Here is a 14,214-nt window from a genome sequence, read left to right as displayed (position 1 = left end):
AGTTCGGCCGAGCGCGCGACCCCTCACACGCCATCCCTGGCTGAGGGGTCTTTTTGCGTCCGGCGGACCGATCTGCCGGGCGTCCGGACGCACGACACCGTGAACGGCACCGCCCGAGGAGGACACCAGATGCCACAGCAACTGCCCCTGGACCCGAAGCTCCCCGTCGCCGAGCTCACCGGCGCGCAGAGCCTCATCCGTTCGCTGGAGGCGGTAGGGGTCGAGGTCGTCTTCGGTCTGCCCGGGGGCGCGATCCTGCCCGCCTACGACCCGCTGATGGACTCCCCGCACGTCCGGCACGTCCTGGTGCGCCACGAGCAGGGCGCCGGCCACGCCGCCGAGGGCTACGCGGTGGCCACCGGCAAGGTCGGCGTCTGCATGGCCACCTCGGGCCCGGGGGCGACGAACCTCGTCACCCCCATCGCCGACGCCAACATGGACTCCGTCCCGATGGTCGCGATCACCGGTCAGGTGGCCGCCAAGGCCATCGGCACCGACGCGTTCCAGGAAGCCGACATCGCCGGCATCACCATCCCGATCACCAAGCACAACTACCTGGTGACCGACCCGGCCGACATCCCCCGCGTGATCGCCGAGGCCTTCCACCTCGCCGCCACCGGGCGCCCCGGCCCCGTCCTCGTCGACGTCGCGAAGTCCGCGCTGACGGCGACGACCTCCTTCGCCTGGCCCGAGACGGTCGACCTGCCCGGCTACCGCCCGGTGACGCGCCCGCACGGCAAGCAGATCCGCGAGGCCGCCCGGCTCATCGCCGCGGCCGAGCGCCCCGTCCTCTACGTCGGCGGCGGCGTCATCAAGGCCGACGCCTCCGCGGAGCTGGCGGCGCTGGCCGACCTCACCGGCATCCCCGCCGTCACGACCCTGATGGCCCGCGGCGCGCTGCCGGACTCCCACCCGAACAACCTGGGCATGCCCGGCATGCACGGGACGGTCGCGGCCGTGACCGCGCTGCAGAAGTCCGACCTGCTCATCACCCTCGGCGCCCGCTTCGACGACCGCGTCACCGGCGAGCTGTCCAGCTTCGCCCCCGGCGCCAAGGTCATCCACGCCGACATCGACCCGGCCGAGATCGGCAAGAACCGCGCCGTCGACGTCCCGATCGTGGGCGACGCCAAGCTCGTCATCGCCGAGCTCACCACGGCCGTGGCCGCCGAGTTCGAGAACGGCCGCGCGGACCTCACGGCCTGGACCGCCCTGACGCAGTCGTGGAAGGAGACGTACCCGCTGGGCTACGCCGAGTCCGACGACGGCACGCTCGCCCCGCAGCACGTCATCGCCCGGATCGGGGCGATCGCCGGGCCCGAGGCCATCTACGTCTCCGGGGTCGGCCAGCACCAGATGTGGTCCGCGCAGTTCGTCCAGTACGAGAACCCGCGCACCTGGCTCAACTCCGGCGGCCTGGGGACCATGGGCTACGCGGTCCCCGCGGCCATGGGCGCCAAGGTGGGCAAGCCCGACACCGTCGTGTGGGCCATCGACGGCGACGGCTGCTTCCAGATGACCAACCAGGAACTGGCGACCTGCACCCTCAACGGGATCCCCGTCAAGGTCGCGATCATCAACAACTCCAGCCTGGGCATGGTCCGGCAGTGGCAGACGCTCTTCTACTCCGAGCGCTACTCCAACACCGACCTGAACTCCGGCGACCACCACGGCACCCACGCCGCGCCGATCCCCGACTTCGTCAAGCTCGCCGAGGCCTACGGCTGCGTGGGGCTGCGCTGCGACCGGGCCGAGGACGTCGACGCGACGATCGAGAAGGCCATGGCGATCGACGACGTGCCCGTGGTCATCGACTTCCGCGTCCACCGCGACGCCATGGTCTGGCCCATGGTCGAGGCCGGCGTGAGCAACGACGCCATCCAGTACGCGCGGGGGGTCTCCCCGGTCTGGGACCGCGAGGAAGAGGGCGACAACGAGTCCGGTCCCGAGAAGGTGATCTCCTGATGTCCCAGCACACCCTGTCCGTCCTGGTCGAGAACCGACCCGGTGTCCTGATGCGCGTCACGTCGCTGTTCGCGCGCAGGAACTTCAACATCCACTCCCTCACGGTCGGACCGACCGAGCGCAGCGACATCTCCCGGATGACCATCGTCGTCGACGTGGAGTCGCAGCCGTTGGAGCAGGTGACGAAGCAGCTCAACAAGCTGATCAACGTCTTGAAGATCGTGGAGCTCGAGGACGGCGCCTCGGTCCAGCGCGAGCTGCTGCTCGTGAAGGTCCGGGCCGACGCCTCGGCGCGCGGGGAGGTGCTCGACACCGTGGCGCTGTTCCGCGCCCACGTCGTCGACGTCGCCCCCGACGCCGTGACGGTCGAGGCCACCGGCAGCCCGGACAAGCTGGCCGCGCTGCTGCGCGTGCTGGAGCCGTTCGGCATCCGGGAGCTCGTCCAGTCCGGCTCGGTGGCGCTCGCCCGCGGCGGGCGCGCGATCTCCGACCGCGCGCTGCGCTCCGCCTGACCCGCACCACCCCGTACGAAGCACGCACGCAGAGACCGAGGAGAGAACCCCACGTGGCCGAGATGTTCTACGACGACGACGCCGACCTGTCCACGATCACCGGGAAGAAGGTGGCGGTCCTGGGCTTCGGCAGCCAGGGCCACGCGCACGCGCTGTCGCTGCGCGACTCCGGCGTCGACGTCGTCGTCGGCCTCAAGGAGGGCTCCAAGAGCCGCGCCAAGGCCGAGGAGCAGGGCCTGACCGTCCTGACCCCCTTCGAGGCGTCCAAGGCCGCCGACGTGATCATGGTCCTGGTGCCGGACCACCTCCAGCGCGGCCTGTACGCCGAGGCCATCGAGCCGAACCTCACCGCGGGCAAGGCGCTGTTCTTCAGCCACGGCTTCAACATCCGCTTCGGCTACATCAAGCCCCCCGCCGACGTGGACGTCGTCATGGTCGCCCCCAAGGGCCCCGGCCACCTGGTGCGCCGCGAGTACGTCGACGGCCGCGGCGTCCCCGTCATCGTCGCCGTCGAGCAGGACGCGACCGGGCAGGCGTGGGCGCTGGCCCTGGCCTACGCCAAGGCGATCGGCGGCCTGCGCGCCGGCGGCATCAAGACCACCTTCACCGAGGAGACCGAGACCGACCTGTTCGGTGAGCAGGCCGTCCTCTGCGGCGGCGCCTCCGCGCTGGTGCAGACCGGGTTCGAGGTCCTCACCGAGGCCGGCTACCAGCCCGAGGTCGCCTACTTCGAGTGCCTGCACGAGCTCAAGCTCATCGTCGACCTCATGTACGAGGGCGGCATCGCCAAGCAGCGCTGGTCCGTCTCCGACACCGCGGAGTGGGGCGACTACGTGTCCGGCCCGCGCGTCATCGACGCCTCCGTGAAGGAGCGGATGAAGGACGTCCTCAAGGACATCCAGGACGGCACCTTCGCCCGCAACTTCATCGAGGACCAGGACGCCGGCGCGCCGAAGTTCAAGGAGCTGCGCGCCAAGGCCGAGCAGCACCCCATCGAGGCCACCGGCCGCGAGCTGCGCAAGCTCATGGCGTGGGTGAAGTCCGACGACTCCGACTACGTCGAGGGTTCCGCCGCCCGCTGATCCGCCGCCGAGACCCCCGTCCCCGTCCCGGGGGCGGGGGTCTCGGCGTCCCGGGTGGTGCCGGGCGGCGAGCCCTGCCACGCTCCCCCCATGAGCAGCCTCAGCGACGACGACATCACCACCACCGGCACCACCGCGACGGAGGGCGACGCGGACTCCGGCGACTCCGACGCGACGCAGGTCGACCCCTCCGGCAGCGACCCGGCCGGGGTGGACCCCGACGGCGGGGAGGGCGGGGACTCCGACTCCGGCGACTCCGACTCCACCCAGGTCGACCCCGCGGGCACCGACCCGGCGGGCAGCGACTCCGCGGGGTCCTGACGTGACCCTGGCCCCCTCCCGTCCCGCCGCCGGGGCCGACGCCCCGGCGCGCGGGGCCGGCCCGGCGTTGCGCCGCTGCTTCGGCGAGGCCGCCGAGCGCATCGCCGGGGAGCACTGGAACACCCGCCCGCTCCTCGTGCGGGCGGCCGACCGCGCCGCGGAGGGCGGCCGGGCCTCGGTCCACGACCTGCTCTCGCCCGCCGACGTCGATGAGCTGCTGGGGCCGCGCGCGCTGCGGACCCCGTTCTTCTCCCTCGTCCAGGACGGGACCCCGCTGCCCCGGTCCTCGTACACCCGCCGCGCCGTGGCCGGCAACCAGCAGCTGGCGGACCTGCCCGACACCGACCGCGTCGCCGCCGCCCACGCCGGCGGGGCGACGATCGTGCTGCAGGCCCTGCACCGCACCTGGCCGGCCCTGCAGACCTTCTGCTCGCAGCTCGCGGCGGACCTCGGCCACCAGTGCCAGGTGAACGTCTACGTCACCCCGCCCGGCGCGCAGGGGTTCAAGCCCCACCACGACACCCACGACGTCGTCGTGCTCCAGGTCGACGGGCGCAAGCACTGGACGATCCACCCGCCCGCGGTGGAGCTCCCGCTGAAGTCCCAGCCCTCGACGCAGCTCGGCCCCGACCCCGTGGGCGGGCGGCCCCCGGCCATCGACACCGTGCTCGAACCCGGCGACGCGCTCTACCTGCCCCGCGGGTGGCTGCACTCCGCGCGCACCACCGAGGACCGCTCCATCCACCTCACCGTCGGGCTGCTGGCGACGACGTGGGCCGACGTCCTCACCGACGCCGTCGCCTCCGCGGGCGTCGCCGACGTCGCCCTGCGCCGCGCGCTGCCGCTGCCGGGTGCGCCCGGCGCCGCCGACGGCGTGCCGGACGAGGAGGTGGCCGGGTTCCGCGCCGCGGCGCAGCGCTGGCTCGACGCCCTCGACGACGACGCCGTGCGCCGCCTCGTGGCCCGCCGGCGCTCGGGGGCCGTGCCGGCCGAGCCGGTGGGGGTCCTGGCCCAGGACGAGGCCGCCCGGACGCTGGCCGAGGGCACCGCCCTGCGCCCGCGCCGGGGGGTGCGCTCGTCCCTGGTCCCCGCCGGGGAGGGGGTGGACCTGGTCCTGGACGACCGCCGGGTCACCTTCCCGGGCTGGCTGCGCCCGGCCCTGGAGCACGTCCTCGCCGCACCCCGGACCTCGGCCGCCGACCTCGCCGCCGCGGGCGTGGGCGTCGACGTCCCCGACGCCCTGGTGGTCCTGCGGCGGTTGCTGCGCGAGCGCGTCCTGCTGCCCACCGCCGGCGAGCCCCGCTGAGCGCGGAGGCCGTCGCCCGGAGGTTCTCCTGCGCCGCCGCGGCCGAGGAGCGGGGCGACCCCCTGCTCGGGACGGCCACGGCCGTGCGCGGGTACCTGCTGGTGGAGGAACCCGGGGCCTGGGGAGCCGGGACGGTCCCCGCGTCCCGGCTGGGGGAGGACGTGACGGCCGCGCTGCGCGCGAACGCGGCCGGGCGCGGGGTGCGGCTCCTGCTGGTGCGGCGCCCCGCGGCCCGCGACCTGGACCCCGACGGCCCGCGCCGGGTGTTCCTCGTCGACGTCCGCCGCGGCCGGTCCCGGGTCCTGACCCGGACGGCGGCGCGCGCCGACCTGCCCGCCGCGGTCGCCGACGACGAGGGGTGGGAACCCCACGGGGGGCCGCTGCTGCTGGTGTGCACCCACGGGCGCAAGGACTGGTGCTGCGCGCTGCGCGGGCGCCCGGTGGCCGCCGCGCTCGCGGACCTGGACCCGGAACCGGTCTGGGAGTGCTCGCACCTGGGCGGGGACCGCTTCGCGGCCACCGCGCTGTCGCTGCCCTCGGGCGTCACCCACGGGCGCCTGACCCCGGACGACGCCCCGGCCCTGGTGGCGGCCCTGCGGTCCGGGCGGGTGCTGCCGCACCGGTGGCGGGGACGCTCCTGCGACCCCGGGGTGGTGCAGGCCGCCGAGGGGCACGCCCGCCTGCAGCGGGGGATCGACGCCGTGGACGCGCTGCGCCCGCGGGCCGTCGTCGACGAGGAGCACGGGCGGTGGCGCGTGGACCTGGAGCACGAGGGCCGGCCGCTGCGCGTGCACCTGCGGGTCGGGTCCGCGCCGGCGCACCGGCTGACGTGCTCGGCCACCGACGACCGGCACGCCCGCACCTGGGAGCTGGAACGCATCGAGGGGTGACCCGCCGCGCGGCGGGTCACCCCTCGGGTGCGGCGATCAGCCCTTGAGCTTGCCGGCGATGCCGATGACGCGGTTGACCATGTGGTCCAGGGCGGTGAACTCGACGTCACCGAGGGGGATGTCGTTCCCGCCGCCGGTGACGTGGCTGACGCCGTAGGGGTTGCCGTCGACGAACTTCGAGCCGTCGGTGTAGCCGGGCGGGACGATGATCCCGCCGAAGTGGTAGATGGTGTTGTACAGCGCGAGGAGGGTGGTCTCCTGGCCGCCGTGGGCGGTCTGGGAGGAGGTGAACCCCGCGTAGACCTTGTCGGCCAGCAGGCCCTGGGCCCACTGGGCGCCGAGGGAGTCGATGAAGATCTTCAGCTGCCCGGCGATGTTGCCGTAGCGGGTGGGGGAGCCGAAGAGCACGGCGTCGGCCCACACGACGTCGTCGGCGGTGACGCCGGGGGCGCCCTTGGCCGCCTCGGCCTCGGCGGTCTGCTCGTCGGTCGCCGCCTTCTCGCCGCCGGTGGGCTGGCGCTCGACCTGGCGCAGGCGCACCTCGGCGCCGGCCTGCGCGGCGGTGGCGGCCAGGCGCTCGGCCATGGCGCGCACGGTGCCGGTGGCGGAGTAGTAGACGATGGCGAGCTTGACGTCGCTCACGGGGACCTCCTGATGTTGTTGAACGTGCAACTTACGAGGAGAACCTAGTCCTCCCCGCGCCGGAGCGCCAGCACGGGCGTGGCGTTCGGATCGCGCGGGCGCCCGGTGCGGGGTCCACTGGGCCGGTGCCCGCCCGGACGATCCCCACCAAGGACTGCGCCGTGTGCGGGCGCACCATCACCTGGCGCAAGAAGTGGGAGCGCGACTGGGACGAGGTCCGCTACTGCTCCGACGGCTGCCGCCGGCGGGCCCGGTCCGCGGCCTCGGCCGTCGACGCCGAGCTGGAGGCCACCCTGCGGCGCCTGCTGGACGCCCGGGGAGCCGCGAAGACGGTCTGCCCCAGCGAGGTCGCGCGCGCCGTGGGCGGGGAGGAGTGGCGGGCGCTGGTGGAACCCGCGCGGGCCGCGGCCCGGCGCCTGGTCGCGGCGGGGGAGGCGGAGATCACCCAGGGCGGGAAGGTCGTGGACCCCTCGACGGCGAAGGGGCCGATCCGCGTGCGGCGGGCGTAGGGACCCCGCGGCGGGCGCGCCGGGTGGCGCGGGCCCGGCGACCGGTCCAGGGTGGTCGCCGTGCCCCTGGTGATCACGAGTTCGACGACCCGCGGACGCGGCCGGCCGGCGGTGCTCGCCGCGGCCGCGGCCCGCGGGCTGCTCGGAGGTCTGGCGGGAGCGGCGGCGATGACCGCCAGCCAGCGCGTGGAGCGGGCGGTCACCGGCCGCCCCGCCTCGCACGTCCCCGGCCGCACGCTGCTGCTGCTCGCCGGGCGATCCCCCTCCGACACCGACCGGCCGGCCGCCGCGACGCTGGCGATGGTCGTCGCCACCAGCGCCGCGCTGGGGGCGCTGCGCGGGGTGTGGCGGGCCAGCGGGCTCCTGCGGGTCCGGGCCGACGTCGCGCAGACGGTGACCCGGATCGTGGTCGACCAGACGCTGGAGAACGCCACCGGGGCCGGGGCCCCGCCGCGCACCTGGCGCTCCGGGGAGGGCGTCGTGGAGGTCCTGCACGCCGTGGTCGCGGCGGTGGCCACCGGGGCGGTCGTGGAACGCCTCGTCGACCCGGTGCTGGAGTCGCGGCGCGGTACGAGCAGCCACTGACGCCCGGCCGGGGACCGCGCCTCGACCCCCTCCCACCGCTGCGCGCGGTTCCTCCGCCGACCGAGTGAAGCGCTTGACACGACCCTCCCCGGCCCCGTTCACTTGACTCGCCATCCAGAGCGGCCGAGAGACCCGGCTCGTCGACGCCGCAGCAACCTCCCCCCGGGGCAGGTGCTCCCGCCGGGACCGATGGGAAGGGGACGCACCCGTGTGCCGACGCGCTCCGTGGAACCCGCTGACGCGACGTCTCGTCGTGGACCTGCTGCGCAGCGCGGGGATGACCTGTCGGGCCTGAACGCCCGCCCGTCCCCCTCCCCGCCCCCCGGAAGGTCCCCTCGATGACGCACGTCCCGTTCCCGCACGGCTTCGCCACCCAGCAGGTCCACGCCGGTTCCGGTCCCGACCCGGCCACCGGCGCCCGCATCACCCCCGTCCACCTCACGGCCGGTTTCGTCTTCGACGACTTCGAGCAGGCCCGCGCCCGCTTCGCCGGCGAGGACGACGGCTACGTCTACACCCGCACGGGCAACCCCACGACGGCCGCCCTCGAGACCCGGCTCGCCACCCTGGAGGGCGGCACCGACGCCCTCGTCGTCGGCACCGGGCAGGCCGCGATCACCGTGGCCCTGCTGGGGATCCTCGGCGCCGGGGACCACGTCGTCGCGGCCGGCGACCTCTACGAGGGTTCGCGCGGGTTGCTCCTGGACAACTTCGGCCGCCTCGGCATCTCCGTCGACTTCGTCCCCGACACCGGCGACCCCGCGGCCTGGGAGGCGCGGGTCCGCCCCGACACCCGGGCGTTCTTCGCGGAGTCGATCGCCAACCCCAAGGCCGTCGTCCTCGACGTCCCCGCCGTCGCGGCGGTCGCCCACCGGCACGGCATCCCGCTCGTCGTGGACAACACCTTCGCCACCCCGTACCTGCTGCGGCCGCTGGAGCACGGCGCGGACGTCGTGGTCCACTCCGCCAGCAAGTTCCTCGCCGGTCACGGCGCGGCGCTCGGGGGGGCGGTGGTCACCGGCCCCACCACCCGCGAGGCCTTCGACTGGAGCGGGTTCGGGCACCTGACCGCCCCGGCGGGGGTCCTGGGCGGGATCAGTTGGGTGGAGCGGTTCGGGCCCCGGCGCGCCTACGTCGAGCACACCCGCGCGGTGGTGGCCTCGCGGCTGGGCCCGACGATCTCGCCGTTCAACGCGTTCCTCGTCCAGCAGGGTCTGGAGACGCTGTCGCTGCGCGTCGCCCGGCAGAGCGCGACGGCCCTGGAACTGGCCCGGTGGCTCCAGGCGCGCCCGGAGGTGGCGAGCGTCGACCACGCCGGTCTCGCCTCCCACGCGTCGCACGACGTCGCGGCCCGGCTGCTGCCGAGGGGGAGCGGGGCGGTGTTCTCCTTCACCCTGGAGGGCGGACGCCCCGCGGCGCAACGGTTCGTCGACGCGGTGCGGTTGTTCACCCGGATGACCCACGTCGGTGACGTCCGCTCGCTGGTCATCCACCCGGCCAGCACCACCCACGCCCACCGCAGCGAGGGGGAACGGCTGGCGGCGGGCATCTGGCCCGGTCTGGTCCGGCTGTCGATCGGGCTGGAGGAACCCGAGGACCTCCTCGCCGACCTGCTCCCCGCGCTGGCCGCCGCGGTGCCCGCCCCCACCCCCGCGGGGGTGTGAGGTGAGCCGCCCGCAGCACTTCGGGTACTTCTTCTCCCGGGGTTTCGGCCCGCAGGGCTGGGGCCGGGACTACCAGGCGTGGAACGACGACTGGACCCGCCCGGACCTCTACGCCCACGCCGTCCGCGACCTGGAGCGCGCCGGGTTCGACCTCGTCGTGATCGAGGACGCGATCTCGCTGGGCAACCCCGACACCCTCGACCTGCGGGTCCGCGCCGCCTACGGCGGACCCAAGCACGACCCGCTGCTGCTCGCGCCGTACCTGTTCGCCGCCACCCAGCACCTCGGGGTCGTCCCCACCGTCAACGCCGGGATCACCCCGCCCTACCTGGCCGCGCGCCAGGCCGCGACCCTGCAGCACCTGTCCGGGGACCGGTTCGGGATCAACCTCGTCACCGACGTCGGCAGCGCCCGCCACGTCGGTCTCGAACCCGTCGCCCACGACGTCGCCTACGACCGGGCGGAGGAGTGGATCGACGTCGTCCGCCGGTTGTGGCACAGCTGGGACAGCGACGCCCTCGTCGCGGACCCGGTGAGCGGGCACTTCGCCGACGGTTCCCGCATCGACGCGTTCCAGCACCGCGGGGAGCACTTCCGCCTCGACGGCCCGCTCAACGCCCTGCCGTTCGCCGGGGGCGAGCCGGTGCTCGTCTCGCCCGGCGGCTCGCCGCGGGGCCTGGCCTTCGCGGGGTCGCGCTCCGACGTCCAGCTGGCGCTGGCCCCGCTGCGGGTGGAGGAGGTGCGGCGCTACCGCGCGAAGGTCCTCGACGCGGCCGCCCTCGCCGGGCGGAAACCCGCCGACCTGCGGGTCCTGTTCGTCGTCAAACCGGAACTCGTCGCCAGCCCGGAGGAGGCCGACCGCATCGTCGCGGCGTCGCGGGAACCCTCCGAGGCCGTGCTGCGCGAGGTCGCCCTCGCCTGGTCCAGCGACCTGGAGACCGACCTCACGGTCCTGCCGCTGGACGCGCCCCTCGACCCCGCGGTGTTCGGGGACCACGTCTCCCTCGGCACGATCGGCGCGCTGCGCGGGGACACCCCGGACGCGCCGCTGCGGGAACTGCTCGCGCGCAAGGCCCGCAAGGGCCGCCTCGCCGACCGCGGCGGGCTGGTGGGCACGGCGGAGGAGTTCGCCGACCTCGTCGAGGAGTTCGGCGAGGACGCCGGCAACGACGGGTTCCTGCTCTCCGGGGACCTGCACCCGGTGACGCTGCACCGGTTCCTGGACGACCTCGTCCCGGTCCTGCGCCGGCGCGGGGTCCTGCGCACCGGCTACGGCGGGGGCGGGTTGCGCGGCAACCTCTTCGAGTTCTAGGCCGGGACGGCGGTGCGGGCGGGACCGGGCCCCCCGGCTAGGAAGGCCCGCACCCCGCAGCGGATCCGTTCCCGCGCGTCCGCGGTCGCGGCGGCGTCGCCCGGGAACCCCAGGGAGCGGTCGGCGCCCACGAGCTCCAGCACCTCGCGGTCGCTCTCGTGGGCCAGGGTCCGGTTCCAGGAGGGGTCGTCCGTCCCGCCGACGAGCAGGGTGCGCGGGTGCGACCGGGCGGCCGCGAGGCCGACCTCGGGGTGGTCCAGCCACGGGGCCAGCCAGATCCCGGCGAGCCCGCAGCCGGCGACGACCGGCAGCCCCAGCGTCGTGAGCGACTGCGCGACGACCAGGCCGGGACGCAGGTCCTGCAGCAGCACCCGGACCAGGTCCGGGACCTGCTGCGCGGTGGGGGCCGGGCCGTCCCAGTCGAGGCGGAGGACCCGGTGGCCGGCGTGGAGGAGCTCCTCGCCCACGGCCCGCAGGACGGCGCGGTCGGCGTCGTCCCCGCCCCCCGGGAGCACCAGGGCCGGTGCTCCCGGGGCGTCGCCCTCGCGGACGAGGCGCATCAGCGGGGGTCGGCGCCGAGGACGACCTCGAACTCCAGCAGCGAGGCGCCGGTGGCGACCGGTTTCGCCCGCTCGCCGGCGTGCGCGGCCTTCGCGCCGCCGTTCGCCCAGCCCTGGAACGCCTCCTCCGTCTCCCACTTCGTGTAGACGAAGTAGCGGGTCTCACCCGCCACCGGGCGCAGCAGCTCGAACCCCAGGAACCCCGGGGTCCCCTCCACCGCACCCATCCGGGCGCCGAAGCGGCGCTCCAGCTCCGGCCCGCCGCCCTCGGGGACCTCGATCGCGTTGATCTTCACCACAGCCATGACCCCAGGGTGGCAGGCTCAGTCCGCGATCGCGGCGACCGGGGGTGTCCGGGCCGCGCGCCGCGCCGGCAGCACCGAGGCGAGCACCCCGGCGAGCGCGGCGACCACGACGATCCCGGCGACCTGCGCCCACGGCACGGCCAGCACGACGGGCATCTCGGCGCTGAGCACCGAGACCGTCCCGGCCAGCCCGTACCCCGTGCCGAGCGCCACCCCGAGGACGGCGGCGACCCCGGCGACCAGCAGCGCCTCCCAGGCCAGCAGCGCCCGCAGCTGCCGGCGGGTCAGCCCCAGCGCGCGCAGCAGGCCGGACTCCTGGCGGCGTTCGACGACGGACAGGGCCAGGGTGTTGCCGACCCCGATGAGGGCGATGACGACGGCCACCGCGAGCAGACCCGTGACGATGAGCAGCATCGTCGTGAGGATCTCGTCCAGGGAGTTGCGCAGCGAGGCGATCCCCTGCACGTCGCTGGAGGGCACGACCTGCGCCAGCGCCTCGGAGATCTCGTCGGTGGCCGCGGCCTGGACCTCGGAGTCCCCGTCCGCGAGCCGGACCCAGGCGGCGGTGGGCTGCACGTCCGCGTCGAGGCGGCGGGCGTCGGCGGCGGTCACCACCGCCGGCTGCTGGGTGTCGGGGGCGAGCACGACGGTGAACGCCACGTCGCCCCCCGCCGCGGGGGCCCCCGTCCCGGGGTCGGCCCGCAGCGTCAGCCGGTCCCCGGTGACGACCCCGGCCGTCTCCGCCACCAGCGCGGAGAGCACGATCTCCCCCTCGCGCGGCAGCGGGGAACGGCCCTGCGAACGGACCACGCCCGCGGCCTCGGCCGGGTCGACGGCGTCGACCCCGAACCCGGTCGCGCCGTCGGTGCTGACGACCTGCAGCTCGTCGACGAGGGCCAGCCCCCGGACCGCCCCCACCCCGCGGACCGCGGCGACGGCCGCGGGCGGCAGCGGTTCCGCGCCGGTGACCACGACGTCGGTGGGGTAGGAGGCGTCCATGCCCCGCAGCGCGGAGACCCGCGTGGAGGAGGTCCCCACCACCATGGCCGTGGTCAGGGTGACGCCGATGACGAGCGCGGTGGCCGTCGCCGCGGTGCGCCGGGGGTTGCGGACGGCGTTCCCGGCGGCCAGCCGGGCCGGCACCCCGCCGGCGCGGGCGAAGGGCCGCCCCGCCAGGGCGACGACGGCGGGCACCAGCCGCTGGGCCAGCAGCAGGAACCCGAGGAAGCTCGCGGCGCCCGCGCCGACGGCCGGCAGCAGCGCACCGCTGCGGGCGGAGAGCACCATGGCCGCGGTGGCCGGGACGAAGACGAGCAGGCCCACGACCAGCCGCAGGACCCCGGCGCGGGAGCGCACCGGGGCGGTGCTCATCGGGCGCAGGGCGGCCAGCGGGGCGACGCGGGTGGCGGCGCGGGCGGGGGCGGCGGCCGCCACGACGGTCACGGCCGTGCCCAGCACCACCCCGACGGCGACGGCCGAGGCCGGGGTGACGACGTCGGTCAGCGGAACGGGGGAGTCCACCCGGCCCGCGACCGCCGCGACCGCGTGGGCCAGCCCGGACCCGGCGCCCACCCCGGCGAGGGAGGCGAGCAGGCCGACGGCGGCCGCCTCGCCGAGCACGCTGCGCCCGACCTGCCCGCGGTCGGCCCCCACGCAGCGCAGCAGCGCCAGTTCCCGGGTGCGCTGGGCCAGCAGGACCGCGAACGTGTTCGCGATGACGAGCCCGGCGACGAGGACGGCGATGGCCCCGAAGGCCAGCAGGACGGTCGTGATGCTCTGCGCGTCGCCGGTGAACTCATCGGCCACGGCCTGAGCGGACTCCTCGCCGGTGGTGACGGGGACACCGGTGCTCCCCGCCGCGGCGACGGCCTCGGACACGGTGTCCCGCAGGGAGCTCGCGCTCGTCCCCGGGGTGGCGGCGAGGCGCAGGCGTTCGGGGGAGGTGGCGCCCCAGGGGACCAGCGCCTCGTCGGTGGCGAACAACCGCGGCACCAGACCGGCCCGCGGGTCACCGCCCAGGTCGACCGTCCCCACGACGGTGACCTGCTCGGTGACGGGGGCCGGTGCCTCCTGCGCACCGGGGGCGGGGAGGGGGTGGTGGGTGAGGGAGAGGACCGCTCCCGGCGCGACCTCCACCCGGTCGGAGACGGCGACCTCCCCGGCCGTGCGCGGCAGCCGGCCCGCGCTCAGCCGGTGCCACTGCAGCCGCGCGGAGGTGCCCACGCTCTCGGCCTGCGCCGAGGTGGCACCGGTGCGGTCGGGCAGGCGGACCTCGACGAACGTCGAGCGGTCCGCGGAGACCGCGGCGACCCCGGGCAGGCCGGCCAGGACCGGTTCCAGGGCGGGCAGCGGATCGACCCCGTCGTAGGGGTCCTCGTCGGAGACCACCACGTCGCTGGTGACGAACTGCGCGCCGACGGCCTGCAGCACACCGGCCTTCGCGGTGGCGTTCAGGGACAGGGTCGCCACGACGAAACCCACCGCGATGACGATCGCGAGGCAGGAGGCGACGACGCGCGCGCCGTGGGCGCGCAACTGGGCCAGGGTCACCCGGAGCACGG

14 protein-coding genes and 1 riboswitch are annotated in these 14,214 nt (G+C 75.5%); of the genes, 10 read left to right on the top strand and 4 right to left on the bottom strand.

Annotated features, from left to right (window positions below; all coding sequences use genetic code 11):
* Window positions 1-129 precede the first annotated feature (129 nt).
* From KRAD_RS04400 to KRAD_RS04375, 6 genes are all read left to right on the top strand, one after another.
* Window positions 130-1,965: an acetolactate synthase large subunit gene (locus tag KRAD_RS04400; RefSeq protein WP_012084318.1), complete on the top strand. Its 1,836-nt coding sequence runs from the start codon at window positions 130-132 to the stop codon at window positions 1,963-1,965.
* A complete protein-coding gene (gene ilvN / locus KRAD_RS04395) occupies window positions 1,965-2,477 on the top strand; it encodes an acetolactate synthase small subunit (RefSeq protein WP_012084316.1) in 513 nt (170 codons plus the stop codon). The genes KRAD_RS04400 and ilvN overlap by 1 nt, the downstream gene beginning before the upstream one ends.
* 53 nt (window positions 2,478-2,530) lie before the next feature.
* Window positions 2,531-3,559: a ketol-acid reductoisomerase gene (ilvC, locus tag KRAD_RS04390; protein ID WP_012084314.1), complete on the top strand. Its 1,029-nt coding sequence runs from the start codon at window positions 2,531-2,533 to the stop codon at window positions 3,557-3,559.
* A 90-nt stretch (window positions 3,560-3,649) separates the two neighbouring features.
* Complete coding sequence (locus tag KRAD_RS04385) at window positions 3,650-3,880, top strand: hypothetical protein (protein WP_012084312.1); 231 nt, start codon at window positions 3,650-3,652, stop codon at window positions 3,878-3,880.
* 1 nt (window position 3,881) lies between these two features.
* Complete coding sequence (locus KRAD_RS04380) at window positions 3,882-5,186, top strand: cupin domain-containing protein (RefSeq protein ID WP_012084310.1); 1,305 nt, start codon at window positions 3,882-3,884, stop codon at window positions 5,184-5,186.
* Window positions 5,187-5,269: 83 nt separating this feature from the next.
* Entirely contained in the window at window positions 5,270-6,076 is an 807-nt protein-coding gene (locus tag KRAD_RS04375) for a sucrase ferredoxin (protein ID WP_012084309.1), read from the top strand.
* 36 nt (window positions 6,077-6,112) lie between these two features.
* Here the strand turns inward: KRAD_RS04375 and KRAD_RS04370 are convergent, their stop codons facing one another.
* Window positions 6,113-6,718 carry an NAD(P)H-dependent oxidoreductase gene (locus KRAD_RS04370; RefSeq protein WP_012084308.1) on the bottom strand — a complete coding sequence of 202 codons (606 nt, stop codon included), beginning with the start codon at window positions 6,716-6,718 and terminating at the stop codon, window positions 6,113-6,115.
* Window positions 6,719-6,843: 125 nt separating this feature from the next.
* On the opposite strand from KRAD_RS04370, the gene KRAD_RS04365 reads away from it, so the two are divergent.
* The 4 genes from KRAD_RS04365 (at window position 6,844) to KRAD_RS04350 (ending at window position 10,788) form a co-directional block, all read left to right on the top strand.
* Window positions 6,844-7,227 (top strand): DUF2256 and DUF3253 domain-containing protein, encoded by a 384-nt coding sequence (locus KRAD_RS04365; RefSeq protein WP_012084307.1) that lies wholly within the window; start codon window positions 6,844-6,846, stop codon window positions 7,225-7,227.
* Window positions 7,228-7,287: 60 nt separating this feature from the next.
* Window positions 7,288-7,812 carry a hypothetical protein gene (locus tag KRAD_RS04360; RefSeq protein ID WP_012084306.1) on the top strand — a complete coding sequence of 175 codons (525 nt, stop codon included), beginning with the start codon at window positions 7,288-7,290 and terminating at the stop codon, window positions 7,810-7,812.
* A gap of 107 nt (window positions 7,813-7,919) precedes the next feature.
* Window positions 7,920-8,008: riboswitch (SAM riboswitch) on the top strand.
* Between the two features lie 142 nt (window positions 8,009-8,150).
* Window positions 8,151-9,476 (top strand): O-acetylhomoserine aminocarboxypropyltransferase/cysteine synthase family protein, encoded by a 1,326-nt coding sequence (locus tag KRAD_RS04355; protein WP_012084305.1) that lies wholly within the window; start codon window positions 8,151-8,153, stop codon window positions 9,474-9,476.
* Window position 9,477: 1 nt separating this feature from the next.
* A complete protein-coding gene (locus KRAD_RS04350; protein ID WP_012084304.1) occupies window positions 9,478-10,788 on the top strand; it encodes an LLM class flavin-dependent oxidoreductase in 1,311 nt (436 codons plus the stop codon).
* Here KRAD_RS04350 and KRAD_RS23935 read toward each other — a convergent pair.
* From KRAD_RS23935 to KRAD_RS04335, 3 genes are read right to left on the bottom strand one after another with little or no spacing between them, the layout of a single operon-like run.
* Entirely contained in the window at window positions 10,785-11,348 is a 564-nt protein-coding gene (locus KRAD_RS23935; protein WP_012084303.1) for a hypothetical protein, read from the bottom strand. The genes KRAD_RS04350 and KRAD_RS23935 overlap by 4 nt on opposite strands.
* The gene (locus KRAD_RS04340) at window positions 11,348-11,653 is read right to left on the bottom strand and encodes an antibiotic biosynthesis monooxygenase family protein (protein ID WP_041291894.1); all 306 of its coding nucleotides are present in this window, start codon (window positions 11,651-11,653) and stop codon (window positions 11,348-11,350) included. Before KRAD_RS04340 ends, KRAD_RS23935 begins: the two co-directional genes overlap by 1 nt.
* A gap of 18 nt (window positions 11,654-11,671) precedes the next feature.
* Window positions 11,672-14,212: an ABC transporter permease gene (locus tag KRAD_RS04335; RefSeq protein WP_012084301.1), complete on the bottom strand. Its 2,541-nt coding sequence runs from the start codon at window positions 14,210-14,212 to the stop codon at window positions 11,672-11,674.
* Between the last annotated feature and the right edge of the window lie 2 nt (window positions 14,213-14,214).

The sequence above is a fragment of the Kineococcus radiotolerans SRS30216 = ATCC BAA-149 genome, assembly GCF_000017305.1.
In the GTDB taxonomy this organism is placed as follows: Bacteria; Actinomycetota; Actinomycetes; order Actinomycetales; family Kineococcaceae; genus Kineococcus; species Kineococcus radiotolerans.
This window is presented reverse-complemented; position numbering and strand designations above follow the sequence as displayed.

Excerpts from the sequence above, each read along its gene's own strand:
- KRAD_RS04400 (WP_012084318.1), top strand. The coding sequence starts at position 130 with ATGCCACAGCAACTGCCCCTGGACCCGAAGCTCCCCGTCGCCGAGCTC.
- ilvN (WP_012084316.1), top strand. The coding sequence starts at position 1,965 with ATGTCCCAGCACACCCTGTCCGTCCTGGTCGAGAACCGACCCGGTGTC.
- KRAD_RS04385 (WP_012084312.1), top strand. The coding sequence starts at position 3,650 with ATGAGCAGCCTCAGCGACGACGACATCACCACCACCGGCACCACCGCG.
- KRAD_RS04355 (WP_012084305.1), top strand. The coding sequence starts at position 8,151 with ATGACGCACGTCCCGTTCCCGCACGGCTTCGCCACCCAGCAGGTCCAC.
- KRAD_RS23935 (WP_012084303.1), bottom strand. The coding sequence starts at position 11,348 with ATGCGCCTCGTCCGCGAGGGCGACGCCCCGGGAGCACCGGCCCTGGTG.
- KRAD_RS04340 (WP_041291894.1), bottom strand. The coding sequence starts at position 11,653 with ATGGCTGTGGTGAAGATCAACGCGATCGAGGTCCCCGAGGGCGGCGGG.